Origin of the sequence: Streptomyces sp. NPDC047706, from assembly GCF_043204795.1 — a bacterium.
GTDB lineage: Bacteria > Actinomycetota > Actinomycetes > Streptomycetales > Streptomycetaceae > Streptomyces.
In genome coordinates, this window is record NZ_JBIDCW010000018.1 from 127,215 (window position 1) to 145,261 (window position 18,047).

At 69.7% G+C, this 18,047-nt stretch carries 30 protein-coding genes and 1 tRNA gene; 5 read left to right on the forward strand and 26 right to left on the reverse strand.

Going from position 1 to position 18,047, the window contains the following annotated elements; genetic code table 11:
- Window positions 1-11 precede the first annotated feature (11 nt).
- The 13 genes from ACGF8A_RS22075 to ACGF8A_RS22135 all read right to left on the reverse strand — a co-directional run bounded on the left by ACGF8A_RS22075 (window position 12) and on the right by ACGF8A_RS22135 (window position 5,449).
- Entirely contained in the window at window positions 12-377 is a 366-nt protein-coding gene (locus ACGF8A_RS22075; protein ID WP_393110675.1) for a hypothetical protein, read from the reverse strand.
- A complete protein-coding gene (locus ACGF8A_RS22080) occupies window positions 374-655 on the reverse strand; it encodes a hypothetical protein (protein ID WP_393110677.1) in 282 nt (93 codons plus the stop codon). The genes ACGF8A_RS22075 and ACGF8A_RS22080 overlap by 4 nt, the downstream gene beginning before the upstream one ends.
- A 65-nt stretch (window positions 656-720) precedes the next feature.
- Window positions 721-1,479, reverse strand: a complete 759-nt coding sequence (locus tag ACGF8A_RS22085; RefSeq protein WP_393110679.1) for a hypothetical protein — start codon at window positions 1,477-1,479, stop codon at window positions 721-723.
- A complete protein-coding gene (locus ACGF8A_RS22090) occupies window positions 1,476-2,399 on the reverse strand; it encodes a PD-(D/E)XK nuclease-like domain-containing protein (protein WP_393110681.1) in 924 nt (307 codons plus the stop codon). The genes ACGF8A_RS22085 and ACGF8A_RS22090 overlap by 4 nt, the downstream gene beginning before the upstream one ends.
- Entirely contained in the window at window positions 2,399-2,677 is a 279-nt protein-coding gene (locus tag ACGF8A_RS22095) for a hypothetical protein (protein WP_393110683.1), read from the reverse strand. The genes ACGF8A_RS22090 and ACGF8A_RS22095 overlap by 1 nt, the downstream gene beginning before the upstream one ends.
- Window positions 2,678-2,859: 182 nt before the next feature.
- Window positions 2,860-3,243, reverse strand: coding sequence for a hypothetical protein (locus ACGF8A_RS22100; RefSeq protein WP_393110685.1), 384 nt, complete (start codon window positions 3,241-3,243; stop codon window positions 2,860-2,862).
- Window positions 3,240-3,452: a hypothetical protein gene (locus tag ACGF8A_RS22105; protein ID WP_393110687.1), complete on the reverse strand. Its 213-nt coding sequence runs from the start codon at window positions 3,450-3,452 to the stop codon at window positions 3,240-3,242. Before ACGF8A_RS22105 ends, ACGF8A_RS22100 begins: the two co-directional genes overlap by 4 nt.
- On the reverse strand, window positions 3,449-3,772 hold the full coding sequence (locus tag ACGF8A_RS22110; protein WP_393110689.1) for a hypothetical protein: 324 nt from the start codon (window positions 3,770-3,772) through the stop codon (window positions 3,449-3,451). Before ACGF8A_RS22110 ends, ACGF8A_RS22105 begins: the two co-directional genes overlap by 4 nt.
- Window positions 3,769-4,125, reverse strand: a complete 357-nt coding sequence (locus ACGF8A_RS22115; protein ID WP_393110691.1) for a hypothetical protein — start codon at window positions 4,123-4,125, stop codon at window positions 3,769-3,771. The genes ACGF8A_RS22110 and ACGF8A_RS22115 overlap by 4 nt, the downstream gene beginning before the upstream one ends.
- On the reverse strand, window positions 4,122-4,409 hold the full coding sequence (locus ACGF8A_RS22120; protein ID WP_393110693.1) for a hypothetical protein: 288 nt from the start codon (window positions 4,407-4,409) through the stop codon (window positions 4,122-4,124). Before ACGF8A_RS22120 ends, ACGF8A_RS22115 begins: the two co-directional genes overlap by 4 nt.
- The gene (locus ACGF8A_RS22125; protein ID WP_393110695.1) at window positions 4,406-4,840 is read right to left on the reverse strand and encodes a hypothetical protein; all 435 of its coding nucleotides are present in this window, start codon (window positions 4,838-4,840) and stop codon (window positions 4,406-4,408) included. The genes ACGF8A_RS22120 and ACGF8A_RS22125 overlap by 4 nt, the downstream gene beginning before the upstream one ends.
- 85 nt (window positions 4,841-4,925) lie before the next feature.
- The gene (locus ACGF8A_RS22130; protein ID WP_393110697.1) at window positions 4,926-5,246 is read right to left on the reverse strand and encodes a hypothetical protein; all 321 of its coding nucleotides are present in this window, start codon (window positions 5,244-5,246) and stop codon (window positions 4,926-4,928) included.
- Window positions 5,243-5,449 (reverse strand): helix-turn-helix domain-containing protein, encoded by a 207-nt coding sequence (locus ACGF8A_RS22135; RefSeq protein ID WP_393110699.1) that lies wholly within the window; start codon window positions 5,447-5,449, stop codon window positions 5,243-5,245. The genes ACGF8A_RS22130 and ACGF8A_RS22135 overlap by 4 nt, the downstream gene beginning before the upstream one ends.
- A gap of 215 nt (window positions 5,450-5,664) precedes the next feature.
- Between ACGF8A_RS22135 and ACGF8A_RS22140 the strand changes: the two genes are divergently transcribed.
- The 4 genes from ACGF8A_RS22140 (at window position 5,665) to ACGF8A_RS22155 (ending at window position 8,124) form a co-directional block, all read left to right on the forward strand.
- Complete coding sequence (locus tag ACGF8A_RS22140; RefSeq protein ID WP_393110701.1) at window positions 5,665-6,183, forward strand: helix-turn-helix domain-containing protein; 519 nt, start codon at window positions 5,665-5,667, stop codon at window positions 6,181-6,183.
- 106 nt (window positions 6,184-6,289) lie between these two features.
- Window positions 6,290-6,700, forward strand: a complete 411-nt coding sequence (locus ACGF8A_RS22145; RefSeq protein WP_393110703.1) for a hypothetical protein — start codon at window positions 6,290-6,292, stop codon at window positions 6,698-6,700.
- Between the two features lie 18 nt (window positions 6,701-6,718).
- The gene (locus ACGF8A_RS22150) at window positions 6,719-8,008 is read left to right on the forward strand and encodes a hypothetical protein (RefSeq protein WP_393110705.1); all 1,290 of its coding nucleotides are present in this window, start codon (window positions 6,719-6,721) and stop codon (window positions 8,006-8,008) included.
- 52 nt (window positions 8,009-8,060) lie between these two features.
- Window positions 8,061-8,124 (forward strand) — tRNA-Ser (locus ACGF8A_RS22155).
- A gap of 68 nt (window positions 8,125-8,192) precedes the next feature.
- On the opposite strand, the gene ACGF8A_RS22160 is transcribed toward ACGF8A_RS22155, so the two are convergent.
- The 13 genes from ACGF8A_RS22160 to ACGF8A_RS22220 form a co-directional block, all read right to left on the reverse strand.
- Window positions 8,193-9,347 (reverse strand): tyrosine-type recombinase/integrase, encoded by a 1,155-nt coding sequence (locus ACGF8A_RS22160; RefSeq protein WP_393110707.1) that lies wholly within the window; start codon window positions 9,345-9,347, stop codon window positions 8,193-8,195.
- Window positions 9,347-9,529, reverse strand: coding sequence for a helix-turn-helix domain-containing protein (locus tag ACGF8A_RS22165; RefSeq protein WP_393110709.1), 183 nt, complete (start codon window positions 9,527-9,529; stop codon window positions 9,347-9,349). The genes ACGF8A_RS22160 and ACGF8A_RS22165 overlap by 1 nt, the downstream gene beginning before the upstream one ends.
- On the reverse strand, window positions 9,522-10,826 hold the full coding sequence (locus tag ACGF8A_RS22170; protein ID WP_393110711.1) for a replication initiator: 1,305 nt from the start codon (window positions 10,824-10,826) through the stop codon (window positions 9,522-9,524). The genes ACGF8A_RS22165 and ACGF8A_RS22170 overlap by 8 nt, the downstream gene beginning before the upstream one ends.
- Before the next feature lie 131 nt (window positions 10,827-10,957).
- On the reverse strand, window positions 10,958-11,215 hold the full coding sequence (locus ACGF8A_RS22175; RefSeq protein ID WP_393110713.1) for a SpdD protein: 258 nt from the start codon (window positions 11,213-11,215) through the stop codon (window positions 10,958-10,960).
- Between the two features lie 26 nt (window positions 11,216-11,241).
- Window positions 11,242-11,436 carry a hypothetical protein gene (locus ACGF8A_RS22180; RefSeq protein ID WP_351223068.1) on the reverse strand — a complete coding sequence of 65 codons (195 nt, stop codon included), beginning with the start codon at window positions 11,434-11,436 and terminating at the stop codon, window positions 11,242-11,244.
- A gap of 10 nt (window positions 11,437-11,446) precedes the next feature.
- A complete protein-coding gene (locus ACGF8A_RS22185; RefSeq protein ID WP_393110715.1) occupies window positions 11,447-11,638 on the reverse strand; it encodes a mobile element transfer protein in 192 nt (63 codons plus the stop codon).
- Window positions 11,638-11,829, reverse strand: a complete 192-nt coding sequence (locus ACGF8A_RS22190; RefSeq protein ID WP_338783138.1) for a hypothetical protein — start codon at window positions 11,827-11,829, stop codon at window positions 11,638-11,640. The genes ACGF8A_RS22185 and ACGF8A_RS22190 overlap by 1 nt, the downstream gene beginning before the upstream one ends.
- 19 nt (window positions 11,830-11,848) lie before the next feature.
- Window positions 11,849-12,505 carry a DUF2637 domain-containing protein gene (locus ACGF8A_RS22195; protein ID WP_393110718.1) on the reverse strand — a complete coding sequence of 219 codons (657 nt, stop codon included), beginning with the start codon at window positions 12,503-12,505 and terminating at the stop codon, window positions 11,849-11,851.
- A gap of 80 nt (window positions 12,506-12,585) precedes the next feature.
- The gene (locus tag ACGF8A_RS22200; protein ID WP_393110720.1) at window positions 12,586-13,959 is read right to left on the reverse strand and encodes an FtsK/SpoIIIE domain-containing protein; all 1,374 of its coding nucleotides are present in this window, start codon (window positions 13,957-13,959) and stop codon (window positions 12,586-12,588) included.
- 5 nt (window positions 13,960-13,964) lie between these two features.
- Window positions 13,965-14,315 (reverse strand): hypothetical protein, encoded by a 351-nt coding sequence (locus tag ACGF8A_RS22205; protein ID WP_393110722.1) that lies wholly within the window; start codon window positions 14,313-14,315, stop codon window positions 13,965-13,967.
- Window positions 14,316-14,447: 132 nt separating this feature from the next.
- Window positions 14,448-15,176, reverse strand: coding sequence for a GntR family transcriptional regulator (locus ACGF8A_RS22210; RefSeq protein WP_393110724.1), 729 nt, complete (start codon window positions 15,174-15,176; stop codon window positions 14,448-14,450).
- Window positions 15,177-15,268: 92 nt separating this feature from the next.
- Window positions 15,269-15,709 carry an ATP-binding protein gene (locus ACGF8A_RS22215; protein ID WP_393110726.1) on the reverse strand — a complete coding sequence of 147 codons (441 nt, stop codon included), beginning with the start codon at window positions 15,707-15,709 and terminating at the stop codon, window positions 15,269-15,271.
- A gap of 280 nt (window positions 15,710-15,989) precedes the next feature.
- A complete protein-coding gene (locus ACGF8A_RS22220) occupies window positions 15,990-16,730 on the reverse strand; it encodes a GntR family transcriptional regulator (RefSeq protein ID WP_393110728.1) in 741 nt (246 codons plus the stop codon).
- A 99-nt stretch (window positions 16,731-16,829) separates the two neighbouring features.
- On the opposite strand from ACGF8A_RS22220, the gene ACGF8A_RS22225 reads away from it, so the two are divergent.
- Complete coding sequence (locus ACGF8A_RS22225) at window positions 16,830-17,927, forward strand: DUF1152 domain-containing protein (protein ID WP_393110730.1); 1,098 nt, start codon at window positions 16,830-16,832, stop codon at window positions 17,925-17,927.
- Window positions 17,928-18,047 lie beyond the last annotated feature (120 nt).

The following is an 18,047-nucleotide window of genomic DNA, read 5'->3' on the forward strand; positions in this document are numbered from 1 at the left end:
CGCGTCGAACATCAGGCGACCGCCTTCCGGTGTGCGGCGGTGCCGATCCACTGGCGGCAGAGGGAGCGGTGGACTGTGGCGCGGGCGGAGGCGACGACGCCGGCGTGCTCGATGACTCGGGCGCGGGCGGCGATCCCGAACTGGGGGCCCCACATGGCGGGGCTCTCGGGCTCGTCGACGAGGCCTTCGCGGATGAGGTCGGCGGCTTGGAACGGGACACCGCGGCGGGCCATTTCGGCTATGCCGTTCTGGCAGGCGGTCGCCCAGTCGATCGGGGTGCTGGCGGTAGCGCGGGCGATACCGTCCTGCTTGGCCGCCTCACCGGCCGCGGCGGACACCGTGCCCTGCACGGGCTCGGGGAACTGCAGCTGCGTCATCGGGACGCCTCCGTGTTGGGGCGGATGCTGACGCTGACGGGGGCCAGGTAGAGGACGCGGTTGACGGTGTCGCTGATCGCTTGCTGCAGCTCGGCGGCGAGGAGGCGCTGGGCGTCGCTGGTCAGCTCCGGGCTTACCGCGAGGTGCAGGGCGCAGTGCCAGGTACCGTCGACCATCTGGTAGCCGAACGTGGGGCCCGGCTGGAGTTTGCTGTTCTCGAGGGCGTCGGCCCACTCCGTGACAGAGGTCGAACGGAACTCGGAGGTGTGGTCGGCCATGGGTACTCTCCTTGGGGTGTGGAGCCGCCCCGCATTGCCCGCGGGGCGGCTTCGGCTTGTGCGGGCTACTGCTGGTCGGGCTCGGGCTGCCAGTCGACGGAGTCTTCGGCGGCGTCGGTGTCCCACTCGCCGTTGCAGATCTGCACGCTGTAGCCGCTGTCGGCCGGGGCGGGCTGCGGCTGCGGGGTGGGTGCGGTGAGGGCGGCGACGGACAGCGGCGCCTTGGCCGGGACGACCTCGGCGTGCGTGGTGCCCTCCAGTTCCTCCGACACGTAGGCCATGCCGTGCAGGGCGTCGGAGGCGATCAGTCGGCAGAGCTCGCCGGTCGCGCGGGCGACGAGCATGTTCTGCGGCTGCTTCTTCCACTCCGCCTTCTCGGTGAGCTTCATCAGCGCCGCGCGCTCGATCGTCCACTCGACGGTCTGCCAGGTCTCCGACCCCTTGCGGCGCCCCCGCATCACGCAGCGGGTGGCCGTCGACTCGACGAGTTCGATCTCGTGGCCCTGCTTCTGGACGACGGCCCGCATCGCGTGGGCTCGCAGCGCGGGGGTGCCCTGGATGACGTCGATGGACTTGAGCGTCGCCATCGGCTTCAGCCCGAGCTCGGCGCCGGCGAGGATCGCCGCGGTGATGTCGCCCGGCTTGCCCCGCAGGGACTGCGGGACGAAGGAGGTGGCGGCGAGCTTCTGCGCCATCTGGTAGGCGAGGTCGGCTTCCTGCGCCCACTGCATGAGGGCGGTGGCGCCGTCGGTCGGGGCCGGGCCGGGGGTGGTGGTGGCGACGGCCTGCTGCTCGTCGCGCTGTGCGATCTCGTGGCTGGTCAACGGAGGTACTCCTCGGTCTGGCGAAGGGCAGCCCAGGTGGGCAGGTTGATGAAGGGGATGTCGTCGACGGGCCCGGTCCAGTCGGGCCAGTTGCTGGTGCGCTCGCACTCGGCGTATGCGCGCAAGGCGTGGGCGTTGCGGGCCCGGCCTATCTCGCGGTCGCCGTCGGTCAGTTCGCGGACGGTGACCAGATACGGCGGGGTCTTCTGCTGGAAGACGAAGACGAACCGGACGCCGTGTGGGGCCAGGCCTGCCGCCTCGATGCCGTCGCAGTAGAAGGCGTCCTGCTGGTGGTACGAGTACTTCTCGATGGCCTTCTGCGCGCCGGCCGGGCTGGCGTCGGCGGTGGTCTTGTAGTCCACGGCGAGGGTCAGGCTGTCCAGGATCTTCAGCCAGTCCGGGCGTACCCGGCAGGGGACACCGGTGGCCGGGTCGGTCCAGTAGATCGACCGCTCCGCGATGCCCTCTCCGGCGAACAGCGGGCCGGCCTGCGGATGCTTACGGACCGCGGCCACCATCGCCTGCACCTGGTCCCACTCCTTCGGCAGGAGCGGCACCTTCCCGGCGGTGTAGGCGGCGTCTCGCTTCTCGCGGGCGTCCGCCTTCTTCCAGTCCGGGTAGTCGAGGACGGCGATGGTGTGGCCCTCGCCGAGCAGCTCCGCGTGGGCGGCGTTGCCGAGGTCGAACTCCCGTTTCGGCGCGGGCCGGTTGTCGCGGTCGTAGGCGAACTGTGCGGGGCAGCCGGGCGGCAGCAGGGCGCGCAGCCCAGAGGAGGAGATCGTGGTGCGGTCCGCGTGGTAAGCCTCGGCCGGCAGACCGTCGACCCATCCGGGGCGGCCGTCCTCGCAGTCCTCGCAGAGGCCGTCCCGGGTGAACGGCCCGTCCGTGTTGCCGCACTGGCGGCAGGCGAGCGGGCTCATCAGAACGGCACGTTCGGGTTGGAGTCGACGGCCACCGTCTCGCCCCGGGCGATGCGCTGCAGGGTGGCGATGCCTTCCTCGTCGTACTTGGCGAGCAGCACCGCCGCTCCGTACTCGGGGAACGCGTCGGCGAGCTTGGCCCGGTGGACCATGTCGGCGCGGTCGATGAGGGTGATCAGGGTCTCGGTCCAGTCGCCGGCCGGGTAGCCGCCGCGGCCGAAGTGGCTGAGGACGTGCGCGGCGACGTCGGCGGGAATGGTGGGGCTGCTGGTGCTCATGTGGCTCTCCTGAGGGTGTGCGGGGTGGTGGGCCTCCGCCCCGTCGGGGGGTGGCCGGGGCTGGCGGCCCTGGGTGGCGGCGCGGAGTGGGGGCTCGACGCGCCGCAGGTATGGGGTTGTGCGCCGGCCGGGCGGGAGCTGGGTCACCGCCCGGCCGGCGGGTTCAGGTCCGGCCGGCGGGTTCAGGTCCGGCCGGGGTCGGCCGTGGCGAACGGTGCCTGACCCAGCGGCATGACGCGCACCGCGGCGGGCAGGACGGGGATGGGCTGGGTCTGGTCGGCGGCGGCCTGCGCTTTGGCGCTGATGTCGAGGCGCCGCTTCAGCTCGGCGATCTGCCGCTGGAGTTCGGCCACCACTTCGGCGTGCCGTTCGTCGATGCGGGTGACGACATCGGCGTGCGTGATCTCCTGGTCGTCGAGCTGCTGGCGGAGGGCCTTGATGAGGAGGTCGGCGCCTGCGCGGAGGGCATGCTGCCGGGCGACCTCGTCGAGGGCGCGGTGCCTGCCCACGGGCCGGCGGTCGAGGAAGCCGACGCGGATCGGCATCAGCAGGGTGGCGAGGGTCACAGGTCCCCCAGTCGGTCGTTGCGGATCATTCGCCAGGCGGCGCGGCGGGCCGGGTCGCGTTCGGCTCGGATGCGTGCGTCGACGAGGTCTCGCCAGGCCTGCTCGGCTGCAGCTGTTCGGCGGGCGTCGATACGGTCGGCGATGTACTCGCCGAAGAGGAGCAGGAAGGCAGCTGCGGTGATGAGGAGCCCTGCGGGGATCCAGGTCATGACGCCTCCAGTCCGGCGTGGTTGTGTGCGGCGGTGAGCCGCTGTTCGAGGTGTGCGACCCGGGCGCGCTGGCAGATGAGGTAGAAGCAGGCGGCGAACGCGAGCCGCTTCTCGATCTGCTGGAGCGACGGCTGGTCGCGGGTGACGAGGTCGTCGTCGATGTCGTAGAGGCCGCTGGCGATGGACTCGGCGACGGCCGGGTCGGTGATCCAGGCGGGCACCTGGCGGCGGGTGACGCCGAGGCCGGTGAGGAGGCCGGGTATGACGACGGTCGGCGGCAGCGCGGCCAAGTCGACCGGCGGTGCCGGGCGGGCCGTCACGACACGGCCTCGGTGGGCGCGCTCGGGTAGGGGAAGGCGGGCACCGTGGCGTCTGCGTCGGCGTCGTAGAGCAGATGCCGCATCTCGGCGAGCTCACCGTCGCTGGCGGTGGTGCGCACGTCGACGTGGCTGAGGGCGATGCAGGCGCCGTGCCCGTGGACCCAGACGACCGCGGTGTGGCCGCCAAGGACGGTGGCCTTGCTGCGGGTCGAGGTCACGATGCGAGTGGCGTTACGGACGTCCTCGGGCCGGCAGCCCGGGTAGGCGACCACCGGGGTGCCGACCGGGTGCAGGCGATTCCAGGCGTCCACGGCCGCGGCGGGCGCGTCGGGGCGGGACAGGGTGACGCTCATGCCGCGCCTCCGCCGAGGTCGATGCGGGTCCACGTCTCCTGGTCGGCGGTGACCGCTTCCCAGAACGTGTAGAGCAGCTCCGCGAACGCGGTGTCCCGCTCCGTCTCCGGCAGCAGCTGCCAGGCGAGCCGGCCGATGTCCTCCGGCGTGAACCCGCCCGGGTTCGTGGCGAGCAGCCGCTCCTCGGCCTCCGCGAACAGGGCGGTCAGCGGGGAGACCATGCGGACCTGGGTGGTGATGCGGTCGAAGTCGTCGAGCGGGTAGTCCGGGGTGAGGTCGCTCATCGGGCCACCCCCGCCGTTGCCACGACCTCCAGGCGGAAGCCGCCGCCGTTGTTGAACCCCGCGAGGATGTAGCCCTTCAGCTCCTCCAGGTCCACCACTACCTCGGTCTCACGCGACGTGAGGTAGCGACGTGTGTCCTTGTGGATGTGCGCGGCGAGGCTGTCGGCGCTGGTCGCCCACACGGTGAGCGGCGCCGGCGGCGGGGAGCCGTCGCGTCCCCCGCGGCGGCCGACGCGCTCGTACACGACCTTGTAGAGGGTCTGTGTGGCGCCGGGCGCTTGGGCCATCTCGTCGAGGGAAGGTGTCGGCGTTTCGGCGAGAGTCGGTCGCTCCGGGTCGAACGCGGGCTGGGTGCGCCAGGCGTGGCCGCTGACGGTGCGTGCGGCCTGCGCGATGTCGTCGCGCTCGGGGTTCTGGGATGATGTAGGCAACGGTCTGCCCTTCTCTTCTTGGATGGTGTGGGTGGATCGCGAGGTCGTCCCGGGCTGGCGTTTGGGGCGGCCTCTTCGTTTGCCGTCAGGCAGCGGCGCGGGCCGGCTTGGTGAACGGCTGCTTCGTGAACTGCTCCGAGATCGCCCGGATGTTCATGCCGGAGAACCAGACCCGGTTCCCGTTGTCCACGTAGGGGACCTCGCGGGAGTGGGCCATCTTGCGGAGCTTGTGGGCGCCGAACGGCAGCCACTCCGCGGCCTCGGCCGGCGTGTAGTGGAAGTAGGCGCCCTCGGGTGTGCCGGGCGCGGGGACGTTCTCGCGGATCTGGTCCCAGGTGGGGGGCTTCCGGGACGCCGGGGCGTCGGTCTGGGTTCGCGTGGCCCTGGGGGCGGTCACGGCGGTCACGGGGTCTCTCCTTGAGTTATGGCGGCGGGGGATACCCCGAGCGCCTCCGCGACCTTCTGGATGTTCGCGTCGCCCAGGCCGGCGAGTCCTCGTTCCACCCGTGAGAGGTGGCCGCGGTTGATGCCCGTCTTGGCAGAGAGCGTGCGTAGGCTCATGTCGAGAGCCTCCCGTCTGAAGCGGATAGCGCTGGGGTGCGGTCTCACGCCTCAGAAGCTAGCTGCACGCAGGCAACCGCGCAAGCCTCTGGAGAGCCTTGCTAGCTATTTAGGAGAGCCTTACCGTCCGATCCGCCTCGTGAGCCGCCGCACACCCAGTGCGCCCCATGCAACCCAAATGCTTCGTTTGAGAGCACAAGCGCAGGTCAAAAGGCTGGATCCCCGCTAGTTGGTTGCATGGCGGTAGTGCATGATGTGGAGACATGGAGCCAGAGCAGGGCTGGGAGCGGCTGGGCGAAGCCTTCGCCGAAGCACGCAGGGCGGCAGGCCTCACGCAGGTCGAAGTCGCTGATCGCCTATCCGTCACCCGCACGCCTATCCAGGCCATTGAGCGGGGGCGTCAGGCCAACGGCAGCGCATTCACCAAGGTCACCGCGACCATGCGCGCGTATGCCCGCCTCCTCGGGTGGACCGAGGACTCGCCGGCACGCATCCTCCGAGGGGATGAGCCAGAACCGGCCACGCAACCCGTTTCGCAGGCCGACGCGACGTCCGGTCTGCCGTCGGCCGTCGACCGTGAGCTCCGGTCGGGGAAGACCCTCGACCACGCCGTGGTCCACCTCGGCGGCGAAGGCGACGACGACACCCGGATCATCGTCCTGCTCAAGGGTGCAGAGGACATGACCGAGGAGCAGATCGACGAGCTGTGGCAGACGTGGCGCCGGACTCGACGCCACTTGCAGGCAATCCCGGTCGAATCAGACAACCCTCAAGAGTCGTGACTTAGTTTCAGACGCAACTGGTCGACTGTGACCCAGAAGTGTGCTTCGATCGACACACCGTCACCGAGGGGGGGCACTGCTCGGATCGGGAGTGCACGTGTGGGTCATGCGCGTTGAGCGTGTTCAGGGTGACTACAGAGAGCCCGAGATCGTTGATCTCGAAGACGGGACGGGGTGCATCTTCAGGCTGCACGAGACGGACGTCAGTGAGGACGGCACCACGCCGCTTGCCGAGCTCCTGACCGAGCAGGCGCAACGCTGGGCTCCTCGCCCGCCCGGGGCCCCGCCCGGCCCCGTCGTCCGCGTCCGCTGGATCCGGATACCGCGGCCTGACGACCGGCTGACGATCGGCGTGGAAGACGGCGCAACGTCCATCACGTACATGGTGGACCCGTCGCTCATAAGCCAGCGTGCCGCAGACCATCTCGGCCGACTCGACACGGAGCGATCTCCGTACTGGCAGCGTGTACCCAAGGGCTACCACGATGAGAACGGCACGGAAGCCGGCGGTAGCTGAGAGCAAGGGGGCACGGCCGTGGCCTACGCCGAGAAGGTCTACAAGGTCCGCGACGGCGCGAAGACGAAGCAGTTCACGTGGCGGTCCTGCTACAGGAAGCCGGACGGCAGCAAGGGAACAGAGCCCGGCTTCCCGACCAAGACACTGGCCGTCGCCTGGGGCAAGGAGCAGGAACGCCAGATCAAGGCGGGTACCTGGATCGACCCGGAGAAGCGCAGCCTCACGTTCGGGGAGTTCGCCAAGACGTTCATGGCGTCCCGGCGGAAGCGGGGCAGGACCGTAGGCACTCGCTGGGACAACCTGGAGCTGCACATCCTGCCGCGCTGGGAGCACGTCGCCCTAGGGAAGATCACCTGGTTCGACGTCGATTCGTGGCAGCAGACGATGGAGGTCGAGGACGTCCGGCGCGGGCACTGCGTTTCGCTGATCTCGACCATCATGACCGGCGCCGTGGACGCCGGGTACATCACCGTGAATCCGCTGTTCGGACGGCGACGGACGCGCGACACCTCGGGCACGGCGGCGCAGCCGAAGCCTGCGAAGGTCGGTGAGGACGGCACCGTGCGGCCCGAGGACGCCATCCTCGTCGCCGAGCGCCTCGGGCCTGTCGTCGGTGTGCACGTGCTCACCACCGCGTTCTGCGGGCCGCGTTGGGGTGAGGGCCTCGGGCTGCACCGGGACAACGTCCTGCTGACGAGACGCCAGCCATGGGGGGCCGGCGTCTTCGAGTGCCCCATCATCCGCATCGTCGAGGAGTACGCGGAGTACCAGGAGCGCGACGAGGATGGGGCCAAGAAGGGGTACGTGCTGCAGCTGGAGCCGACGAAGAACGACGGGTCGACGCGCGACGTGGACGTGCCGCCGTTCCTCGCTCTGCTGCTCGGCTATCACCTCGACGACTGGCCGCACGCGCGGGTGTTCGCCACGGCGTCGGGTACGCCGTGGCGCCGCGGGAACTGGTCGCGGACGTTCCGCCCGGCGTGCGACGGCCGCGAGGAGCGGCAGAGGCGGCGAGGTGTCTCGCACCGTCCGGGGTGGGAGCCGATCCTGCCGGGCCTGGACATGCGGGCGCTGCGAGGTCTGCACGACACACTGCAGGCGCAGATCGGGGTGAAGGAGCCGCTGGCGTTCGAGGCGGCCGGCCACCGGCGGCCGGGCATCAAGCGGCACTACCAGCGGCCCACGCCGGAGATGCGGCAGGAACGTCTTGACGGATTGCAGGAGGTGTTCGAGCGCGCGATGGGTAACCTGGGGATGAGGACGTTGTGGGGACGGATGGTGCTCCGGAAGGGCTCCCCGTGGAGTTGATCTCCTAAATCCCTCCTAAACGATCTCCCCGGGGAAGATCGATAGAGGTCAAGCCCGGGGTTATAGCCGCTCTCCTAAAGCGGGTGTCGCAGGTTCGAATCCTGCCGGGGGCACCAGCCAAGAGGCCCCGGACCGATCATGGTCCGGGGCCTTTGACATCCACTTCTGACATCAACGCGGGCGATCACCCACGATCAGGGCGCCTCTTCCTGAGCAGCCGGTCCATGTGGCTCATGGCTTCGCGCTGCGTGTCCTGGACGACGTGGGTGTAGACGTCCATGGTGATGCTGATCTGGGAGTGGCCCAGGATCTCCATCACGACGCGGGGCGCCACGCCGGCCGCCGTGAGGAGAGTGGCCGTTCCGTGGCGTGCGTCGTGGAGTCGGATGACGCGGAGGCCGGCGGACTCGGCGACGCGGGTGAAGGAGCGGTAGATGTTCCGGGGCTCGACCTGGCGGCCGGTGCGGGTGGTGAAGACGCAATCCGACTCACGCCAGGTCTCCCCTGCTTTCGCCCGAGCCGCAGCCTGCCGCATCCGGTGCCAGCGCAGGGGCGCGATGCACAGCGCGGGCAGCGGGACGGCCCGACGACGACGGCTCTTGGGATCATCGTCGTAGAGGACGCCCCGACGTCGCTGCGTCTGCTGGCGGACGTAGAGGACGCGGTTGTCCAGGTCGAGGTCCGACCAGCGCAGACCGACAATCTCGCCCCGGCGGAGGCCCATGGCGATGGCGAGGACGAAGGCCGCGTAAAGCGGGTCCTTCCGGGAGGCGGCGAGGAAGTCGAGCGTCTCGTCGAGGGTCCAGGGGTGCAGCTCGGGCGTGTCCGTCCGGGGCGGCTCGACGAGCTTGGCGACGTTGCGCGTGATCAGTTCCTCGCGGCATGCGGAGGACAGCGCGGACCTTAGAACGCGGTGCGACTCCTTGGCGGTTGCCGCAGTGGTCTCCTTCTCCAGGCGGACGAGAAAGCGACGCACGTCGGCGACGCCGAGGGATTCGAGCCGCTTGGCCCCGAGCAGCGGCACCAGGTAGAGCCGAACATGCGCTTCGTACTTGTCGTAGGTGCTGAGCTTCCGGCGGGGCTTGATGACGTTGTCCAGCCAGTACGGGAGCCACTCAGAGAGCTTCGCCGACTTGGTGGGCACGGGCACGCCCTGGTCCACCTTGTCGAGCAGCTCGCGACGCTTGGCGTCGCACTCGGCCCAGGTCTTGCCGTAGGCGAACTTGCGGGCACGGGTGCCGTCCGGCTGAAGGACGTAGAGCGCGCACTGGAAACAGCCGTCCTTGCGCTTGGTGATGGTGCCGGCCCCGTTGGGGTTCCGCTTGCGTTGCTGCGCCATCAGGCAGCCGCCTCCAATTCGTGGGTGATGTACTCGCGGACAGCCCGAGCCGGAATGCGACGGCAGCGGCCGATGGTGATCGAGGGCAGACGACGGGAGCGGATGAGGTCGTAGACCGTGGAGCGGCCGAGTTTGAGCCGCGCCATCACGTCAGGCACCGTCAGCAGTTCGTCGTCATGCATGGGTGGGTTCTCCTTCCGATCCGGGGGCGGGTTCGAGGGATGCGGACAGCCAGGCTTCGCCGGTACTGAGGCCCGTCCCGGCGAAGACCCAGTGGGCGAGGACGAGCGTGGTTTCGCCGCCCTGCGGAGCGGGTGGGGTGGCTTGGGCGCGGCGCCATTCGGCGCGGGCGTCGCGGAGGGCGCCGAGGGTGGTGGAGTAGCGGCGGGACTTGGTGGAGAAGTGGCCGCGGAAGCCGAGCATGTGGGCCCATGCGCGAAGCCGGAGCTCTGCCAGTTCGGGGCGCGCGCCGAGAGTCCAGGCGGTGCGGATCATTCGCCGGGCGTGGTCGGTGATCCGGGCCCCGGCCAGTTCGGCGAGGAAGCGGATCGGCCGGTCAAGGGTGCCGGTCGCTGTCTCGGCGCCCTTGGTGGCGTACTTGGCGATGTACGCGGCTACTGCCCGCTCGGTCAGCTCCTGGCCGTCGTCGAGATCGGTGGAGCGGATCGGGCGGACGTCGAGCTGTCGGCCGAAGGTGAAGCTGTGGGCCCGTCCGTCGATCTCCGGTCCGGAGACGTGTGCAGCGGTGGCAGCGCCACGGATGGCGTCGCTCAGCAGCTCGGCAGTGGCCCAAGCCGGCGGAGTGGTGTCGCCGCCCTCGGGACCGTCGAGGCGGATGACTGCGTGGAAGTGGGCGACGCCGCGCTTCTGGTACTCGGCCACCTTCGCGAAGGAGATCCGGGCATGGTCCCGGAAAGCCCGCTGGGTGAGTCCGGCGCGCTTGGCGACCTCCCGGCGGAGGTAGATCGAGAAGCGCCGCCACAGAGCCCCGGCGTGCGCGTTCCAGAGCACGGCCGCTTCGTAGTCGTAGGTGTCCGGATCGAGCGGCGTGCCGAGTGCGGCGTCCTCCTCGTCGTGCCGGGCACCGCAGCGGCAGGGCCGTCCGCTGGAAGGGCAGTTGTGGACCGGGCCGAAGCTCGGGGCGGTGAACGTGGCGAACACGCGAGGGTGCGTGGCGACCTGTTCGGGCGTGCCCTTGCCGCCGCGAAGTCCGGCGGTGATCAGGTGGTAGGTGTCGCGGCGGTAGGTCTCGGCGCAGGCCGCGCAGCGCGTCGCGCGGCGGTTGTTGCAGCGGACGAGGAGCTGACCGGCGGGGAGGGCGGCGGAGTCGAGGTGGTGCAGGACGCCGCCGATCTCACCGGTCGTGGTGTCGACCGCGTACTCGGTGCGGTGGCCGTCGAGGCGAATGGGGCGGGTACAGCCACCCAGGGTGGAGAGTTGGCGTGCCAGCTCGGGCATGGTGCCGAGGGAGGCCAGCATGGAGAGTTCCGCCAGCGGGGGCGGAGTCTGCCGGGTGATGATGGGTGTTCCTTTCGGCTGTTTCGGCGGTTGGGAGGGACGGCCCCGGGGCGGCGGGATGCTTGGCGGCTTGTTGCCGCCCCGGCGGCCGGTCAGCGCTTGTTCGCGCCGTTGACGAGGGAGCGCAGGACCACGGCAGCGATGGCCACCGACACGGCCGAAACGGCGACGGCCGCCAGGAGCGCCGTGAGGACGACGCCGACGACGACCACGGCGGCGACCGCGCCGACGCCGACCCCGACGAAGGGGGCGACCGGGCGGCCGGCGGAGGGGGCCGGGGCGTGGTCCTGCGGGATGTGGGTGGTGATGCTCGGGACGTGCGGGGTGTCGGGCAGCTTGGGGCGGAACATGGCGGGACTCCTTGTCGGTCGGGGTGTCATTCGCGGGTGCCGTTGACGACGTCGACCCCGGAGCGGGTGCCGGACTCGATGGCGGGGGCGAGGAAGGTGTGCGAGAGCCAGAAGCCGAACAGGGCGATCACGACGGCGACCCAGAGGCGGATGCCGAGGAACTTGATGGCGGCCCAGGCGATGACGCCCAGGACGAAGACGAGCGGCAGAGAGACAGTCACAGGGGTCTCCTCAGCGGACGCGGCAGCGGTGGGTGCGGGCGGCCAGCTCGGCGGCGGCGCGGGTGTCGTAGTCGGTGGAGAAGCCGCAGCGTGGAGCCGTGCAGGCGGCGGTGTGCTTCTCGTGGCCTCGGCCGTCGTAGTAGGTGGCGACCTGCACGGGGCCGATGCGGACGACGCGGCGGAAGCGGCGGTGGGCGGGCATCAGGGGGTCTCCTTGTCGGTTTCGCCGGTGAAGTCGGTGACGTGGTCGGCGAGCCAGCGCAAGATCTCGTCGCCCTCGTAGCTGTCGGCGGCGAGGATCACCGGCTCGGCGATCAGCACGGCTTCGGTGAGGCGGTTCTGTCGGGTCAGCTCGGCAGCGCGCTTGAGCGCGCGGAGCGTGGACGGGCGCACGGGGGAAGGTCCTCCGGGGTCAGGTGAGTCGGGCGGCGATCGCTTCGGCGAGCGGCATCGGGACGCCGAGCCGGGCGCGAAGTGTCGAGGTGTCGATGGGTGTTCCGGTCCGGGCGCGGTGTTCGTCGGCGACCTTGCGGGCCATGGCGACGAGGGCGGGCGGCACCGGGGAGGGTGAGGACGGAGCCGACGTGGGGGAGGCGGCAGGGAGTTCGGTCGCTGTGGAGGGCGGTTCGACTTCTGCGGCGGTAGGTTCCGGCACTGCTGCTGCCGAGGGCGGTTCGGATGCCGTTGCCGGAGCCTTGGTCGGGTTCGGTGCTCCGTGGGCGAGCAGGGTGCCACCGAGGAAGGCGACCGCGGGCCAGCCCGCGACGAGGATCCGCAGCCAGGCCGGTACGTCGTCCAGGTCGAGCAGTCCGGCGGTGGCGACGTTGGCGCCGAGGGACGCGGCCAGTGCTACGAGGAACCAGCACCACCCGGCCGCCTTCGCCTCGCCGGAGCGGAGGCGACGCCAGGCCGCGACCATCAGCAGGTCGACGGAGACCGGATAGGCCCACGCCTTCCAGCCGTCCTGTCCGGCGGCCAACGCCAGGTCATGCAGGTGAGCGAAGGACAGCGCGGCGGCGATCAGCGCTTGGACGAGTACGGCGTCCACGCGGATAGGCAGGGCGCGCACGGCCACTCCTTCCAGTTCCAGGCATGGGTGGGGTAGGGACGTGGCGCGGGACGGCCGCGCCGACCGTTGGAGCGGGTGGGCTACTCGGTGACCGGCTGAGGAGCGGCCGCAGGACCGGACTCCTTCACCGGCACCGGCGGGACGTACGGCCGGAACGGCGCGAGCGCCGGAACGTCCGGAGCGAGGTGCGCCGTGTCTCGGCAGGTGGCCGCAGCGTCGGCGAGGGACAGGTGCGGAGTACGTATGCGGGACCAGCCACCGGACGTGTCACCGACGACGGCGAGGCCGGGCAGCTCGGCAGCGATGGCACAGGCGGCCGTAACCGCCTCGGGGGCGATGTCTCCGAGCGCCATCTTGGCGGAGGCCTCGTCATTCACACGGTGGCAGACCCGGCCGGTCAGCTGGGCCCGGAGCATGGTGGCGCCCTTGCCCAGCTCGGCCCCGAACCGCTGTCCGCACACCTCCAGGTAGATGCCGGCCGCGCGGCCGAGCTGGGCGAGCCGGATGAGCTGGGTGACCATCTCGTCCCGCCGCTCTTCCTCCTTCTTCGTTGCGACGAGGAAGAGTTCGGCCACTTCGTCGATGAACAGCACAATGGGCGCCGGGCGTTCGTCCTCCGGCAGGCCCCAGACATCGGAAGTGATCTCCTCGGCCGGAGTGCCGGGCGCGATGCCCTGACGGGCCTTGATCAGGTCGTATCGGTCCTCCATTTCTTTAACGAGCACGGGCAGCAGCTCGACCGCCCGCTCCGGGTCGGTGGCCAGAGCGGAGAGCCGGGGAGCGAACGGCGCCAGCTCCACACCCCGCTTGCAGTCGATTCCCACGAGCACCACCGGCTGAGCGGCCAGACCCGCGAGCAGGTTCCGCAGGTACATGGACTTGCCGGACAGCGTGGCGCCGAGCACGAGTTCATGAGGTACGGCCTGGTAGTCCCGGACGAAGGCGGTCGCGTCCTCCCGCAGGGCTACCGGCACGCGCAGTGGACCGGCGTCGGTCCGTCGAGGCATCCGCACCTTGCGCAGGACGTCGTAGCCGACGAGCCGCAGTTCCACGACTCCGGGCTTGACGTCCCGGACGTACACGGCGTGCACGCCCCAGGCGTGCCGCAGCCGTTCGGCTGAGGCTGCCACGTCCGCCGGTTCCTGCCCTGGAGCCAGGCGCAGTCGGAGCCGCAGGCCGGTCGAGGTGGGCCGGATCATGCCCCGACGCGGAGGCACCGGCCGTACCTCACGGCGAGTGGTCGCCTTGACGGCCAGGGCCCGTAACCGGGACGGCTCGACCGTCAGACCGCACGCGTCCATGGTCGAGGAGTACGTGACCAACAGCCGGGCTATCGATACGGGCAGCCCGACCGTGGACCAGTACGCCGCCGGGTGAGCGTGCCGGGCGTAGGCCGCGCCGCCTATCGCAGCGAGCGACCCGCCTAGCTCGGCCCACGTCACCAGGTCGGCCACGACGATCAGCCCGCCTGGTCCATCGAGAAGGCGCCGGGAGCAATGGCGGTGGCCCGATAGGCGATGCCGTGCCGCTGCTGGCCGTTGAACACGCTCTGCCAGGGCCGGGCGACGAGACCGGGCAGCGAGACCGGGGCGCCGACGGTCAGGCCGTCCGTCACACCGCTCTCGGGGATGGTGACCTGGATCAGCGACGACTCGCCCTCGTCGATGTAGACGACGCCGACGGTCATCAGTGCCTCACCGCTCACGGCGTCCTTGGCGATCTCGCCGGTCTGCCGGTCGCGCACCTTCGGCGCCGGGGCTTCGGTGAGCAGGATCGTTGCGGTCGAGGCGTCAACGCGGATCACACGCACGGATTTCTCCTTCTCAGTCGATCAACCTGTGACCTGACAAGTTGACTTAACAAGTTCGAAGCTAGAGATGCCAGGTTGACTTGTCAAGCGCGAACCGGCTGGCGGTTGAGAGGAACTGGCCGCGGACCAGGCTCAGTTCAGGCGGTAGGTGTCTTCGAGTTCCTGCCGGTCGGCAGGCAGCAGCACGTCAGAGACCTGCAGCGCCTGCCTGGAAGCGTCGCATGCCACGACCAGGACACTGAGGACAGGAACGCCGTCCGGAAGGTCCAGGAGCTCGGCTTCGGCACGCTCGGGCAGTCGGGCCGAGACCCGTTCCGTCACGTGGTCGAAGCGGACCTTCTTCCGAGCCTCCAGATGCGCGCGAGTGCTGCCGGTCAGCGCTTCGGCACTCTCCAGCCCAGTCCCTTCGACCAGGCCGGCGGGGAAGTACGACGAGACCAGCTCAACCGGTTCGCCGTCGTCCACGACCAGGAAACGGCGCATGAGGATCTTGGCTCGCTTGGGCAGCCCGAGCACCGAGGCGACTCGCGCCGGAACAGAGACGTAGCCCACCTCGACCAACCGCCCTGGAGCCTGCGACTCGTCACGCGCGAGCGCTTCACTCCCCCTGCGGTCCTTCTGCTCGACCACGGCCGGGCGGCCCCGCACGATGGTTCCGTACCCCTGCCGGGACTCAAGCCAGCCGTCGCGCTTCAGCAGCTCCAGCGCCCGGACGACAGTGGGACGGGACATCCCGAAGGCTTGCACGAGTTGGTTCTCGCTGGGCACGCGGGTGCCAGGCGGGTACGTGCCGTCCTCGATGCGGCGCTGAAGGGTCTGAGCGAGGCGAACATACTTCGGTGCCTCCACGTCATACGCCATGCGTGCCGCCGCCTGTCGAGATTGGCCAAGTCAACTGGTCAACCAGACTAGCGACGATTCCGCCGACGCAGTACCAGCGGAGCGTATTGCGTTCACGACGGCCAGGCATCGGCCATCTCGAAGGAGACCACTGTTCCGCCGAAGCGACTGGGCCCGTGGTGCCAGGAGTCGGCGATGGAGTCGACCAGGAGCAGCCCGCGCCCGTGCGCGTCATTGGCGTCGGGGCGCCGCAGTCGCACGCTTGCCGGGAATCCCGGGTTGTGCACCTCGACCCGGAGTGCAGCACCCTCCCGGAACCACTCCACCTGGACGACCCAGGGGTCGTCTGCGCGACCGTAGGAGATGGCGTTGGTGACCAGCTCCGAGATCATCAGCGCGCAGTCGTCGACAGAGCAGGCCGGGTTGTAGGGAGCGATGAACTTCCTGAACCAGCGCCGGGCCCGAGGAACGGACTCCGCGACGGGTTGCAAGGTCATCGCGCCGAGTCGCGGTGAGTCCTCAGAGGGATAGCGGTCGATCGCGTAGTTGGCCATCCGTGCTCACTCCTTGCCGCTGCCGTCGCAGTCGGGGCAGCGCCGCTTCGATGTGGCACGGGTGCGGTCGGCGGCGGTGGCAAGCGCCAGGGTCGTACGCGAGCCGACGCGCTTCCATCCGCGCCCTCGGCAACCCCGACAAGGTAAGTGCGTGCCCTGATCCGGCCGCTGACTCGTCACACCGTGCCCCCTTCCGATGAAGTGGCCTTAGCCACTTCCTGGATAGTGGCATTAGCCACTTCGCGACGCAAGCGGTTCGCCTCAACTGGCTGGCTGTCCGTCAGGAGAGCGGGTAGCCCTGCTCGAACGCCCAACGCAGCGGCGGGTAAGTGGCTTCGGCGAACTCCAACGGCCGATCCTGGAGGTCGTAGACGACGTGATGCACGACCAAAACGGCAGACCCGGCGTCGAGTTGCAGGTCAGCCGCCTCCTCGTCCGTCGCCGTCCGGGCACACATGCGATCCTCGGCGTAACTGCCCTGCCGTCCAGTCATGTTCTCGACGTACATCAGGGTGCCCTCCTGGATCCGCTCGGGTTCCAGCAACTTGGGTGCGCGCTGACCGACATCCGGCGAGAACCACGAGGTGGACAAGGTGATGGGCCCGTCCTGGTTGTTGGTCACCCGCCGACGGTGAACGGCCCGACGGTCCTTCACCAGGCCCAGCGCCTCAGCCACGTAATCCGGCGCCTCCAGCCAGCCGGCCGACGTGATGACCGCGTACTCGCCGGGCGTGTAGATCTTCCCTGTCTGCCGAGCGCGGCCGTACAACTCACGCGCACGCCGATTCACTTCGAGGCTCCGCACGTACGTGCCCGAACCCTGCCGCTTCTCGACAAGCCCCTGATGACTCAGCGCCTCCAGCGAACGAGCCGCCGTCGGCCTGGACACGCCCCAATCCGCCGCCAGTTGGCGCTCCGAGGGAACCTCATCCCCCGGCCGCAGGTCGCCCCGAAGGATCTGATCGCGGATGTAGTGCGCGATCTGCAGATACTTCGGCTGAGCCTCCTCGATCTTGGGCATGCGCCCTCCTCGTCCAGCGCCGCTCTGGCGGCAAAGTGGCTATGGCCTCTAGCCACTATAGGGTGAGTGGTCAATACCGGACCCCGTACGCTTGGCCCCATGACGCGGTTGATCGTCGCAGCAGGAGGAGGTGGCGACGCAGTCGCCGCCGCAATGCTTGACGCCGCCCTCTACGGCGACGACAACGGCCGGGCGGTGATCCTCACGTACGCCTGGGACCGCTTGCTGATCGACCCGGTACCGGGCCCCCGAGGACCCGAGAATTTCACCGGCCTTGAGCCCATCACCCCAGCCGTCTGGAAGGTGCCGGCGGACGCTCGCCCGATCGCCCCGGCAGGCTCCACGCTCCCCCGGCTCGCGGCAGAGCTCCCGCACACGTTCGCGCTGATTGACCCGGGACACGGCGCCGAGGGTGTGACACGCCAACTGGAAGAGTTGGCAAGCCACTTGGAGCCCGAGTCGATCGACCTCCTGGACGTGGGCGGCGATGTACTGGCGCAGGGCGACGAGCCGACGTTGAAGAGTCCACTCGCGGACGCGGTCACACTGGCCGCATGCGCCCAGGTGAACGCGCCTATCCGGCTGCTGATCGCAGGCCCGGGACTGGACGGCGAACTCCCACTCGACGACATACGCGGCATACTCGGCCCGGTTGTCCACACCCTCACAGCCAAGGATGTGGAACCGGTCAGCTCGGTCCTGGAGTGGCACCCATCAGAGGCAACCGGGATGCTCGCGGCAACGGCCCGAGGAGTACGAGGCACATGCGAGGTCAGGGACGCGGGACTTCCCATCCCCCTGACCGGTGAGGGCCCGACGATCCACGAGGTCGACCTGGACGAAGCACTGAGCCGCAACCAGCTGGCCCGCGCGATCATGACGACGGCCGCCTTGGACGAGGTTGAAGCCCTGAGCCGCGAGGTGTGCGGCTTCTCGGAGATCGACTACGAGCGCAACAAGGCCCTTTGGCTGAAGGAGCAACGGCCGACGCAGCTGGACGCCGATTCGGTGCTACCCCAACTCGACCAGTTCGAGGCGGAGGCACGAAGCCGCGGAGTCACCCACACGACGTTCCGCCGACTCACAGAAGCACTGAACCTCGACGGCACCCAGCGCGAGGCCCTACGCCAGCTACTCATCAACAGCCGACCGGAGCAGTACGCCGCCCCACTATGGCGCATCACAGAGGGCTCCTGAGTAACAACCTTCTTCACGGGTTCAAGGCGGCTCGCTCCGCTCACCGCGCGAGGCCCGGCCCCCGGCCGGGCCTGCGCTCCTGTCTCCGCCCCGCTCCAGCCCGGCCGGCGCCCGTGCCGC

Coding starts and splice junctions, on each gene's coding strand:
- ACGF8A_RS22075 (WP_393110675.1), bottom strand. CDS start 377: ATGACGCAGCTGCAGTTCCCCGAGCCCGTGCAGGGCACGGTGTCCGCC.
- ACGF8A_RS22080 (WP_393110677.1), bottom strand. CDS start 655: ATGGCCGACCACACCTCCGAGTTCCGTTCGACCTCTGTCACGGAGTGG.
- ACGF8A_RS22090 (WP_393110681.1), bottom strand. CDS start 2,399: ATGAGCCCGCTCGCCTGCCGCCAGTGCGGCAACACGGACGGGCCGTTC.
- ACGF8A_RS22095 (WP_393110683.1), bottom strand. CDS start 2,677: ATGAGCACCAGCAGCCCCACCATTCCCGCCGACGTCGCCGCGCACGTC.
- ACGF8A_RS22105 (WP_393110687.1), bottom strand. CDS start 3,452: ATGACCTGGATCCCCGCAGGGCTCCTCATCACCGCAGCTGCCTTCCTG.
- ACGF8A_RS22115 (WP_393110691.1), bottom strand. CDS start 4,125: ATGAGCGTCACCCTGTCCCGCCCCGACGCGCCCGCCGCGGCCGTGGAC.
- ACGF8A_RS22120 (WP_393110693.1), bottom strand. CDS start 4,409: ATGAGCGACCTCACCCCGGACTACCCGCTCGACGACTTCGACCGCATC.
- ACGF8A_RS22140 (WP_393110701.1), top strand. CDS start 5,665: ATGGAGCCAGAGCAGGGCTGGGAGCGGCTGGGCGAAGCCTTCGCCGAA.
- ACGF8A_RS22145 (WP_393110703.1), top strand. CDS start 6,290: ATGCGCGTTGAGCGTGTTCAGGGTGACTACAGAGAGCCCGAGATCGTT.
- ACGF8A_RS22160 (WP_393110707.1), bottom strand. CDS start 9,347: ATGGCGCAGCAACGCAAGCGGAACCCCAACGGGGCCGGCACCATCACC.
- ACGF8A_RS22165 (WP_393110709.1), bottom strand. CDS start 9,529: ATGCATGACGACGAACTGCTGACGGTGCCTGACGTGATGGCGCGGCTC.
- ACGF8A_RS22170 (WP_393110711.1), bottom strand. CDS start 10,826: ATGCTGGCCTCCCTCGGCACCATGCCCGAGCTGGCACGCCAACTCTCC.
- ACGF8A_RS22175 (WP_393110713.1), bottom strand. CDS start 11,215: ATGTTCCGCCCCAAGCTGCCCGACACCCCGCACGTCCCGAGCATCACC.
- ACGF8A_RS22185 (WP_393110715.1), bottom strand. CDS start 11,638: ATGCCCGCCCACCGCCGCTTCCGCCGCGTCGTCCGCATCGGCCCCGTG.
- ACGF8A_RS22210 (WP_393110724.1), bottom strand. CDS start 15,176: ATGGCGTATGACGTGGAGGCACCGAAGTATGTTCGCCTCGCTCAGACC.
- ACGF8A_RS22215 (WP_393110726.1), bottom strand. CDS start 15,709: ATGGCCAACTACGCGATCGACCGCTATCCCTCTGAGGACTCACCGCGA.
- ACGF8A_RS22220 (WP_393110728.1), bottom strand. CDS start 16,730: ATGCCCAAGATCGAGGAGGCTCAGCCGAAGTATCTGCAGATCGCGCAC.
- ACGF8A_RS22225 (WP_393110730.1), top strand. CDS start 16,830: ATGACGCGGTTGATCGTCGCAGCAGGAGGAGGTGGCGACGCAGTCGCC.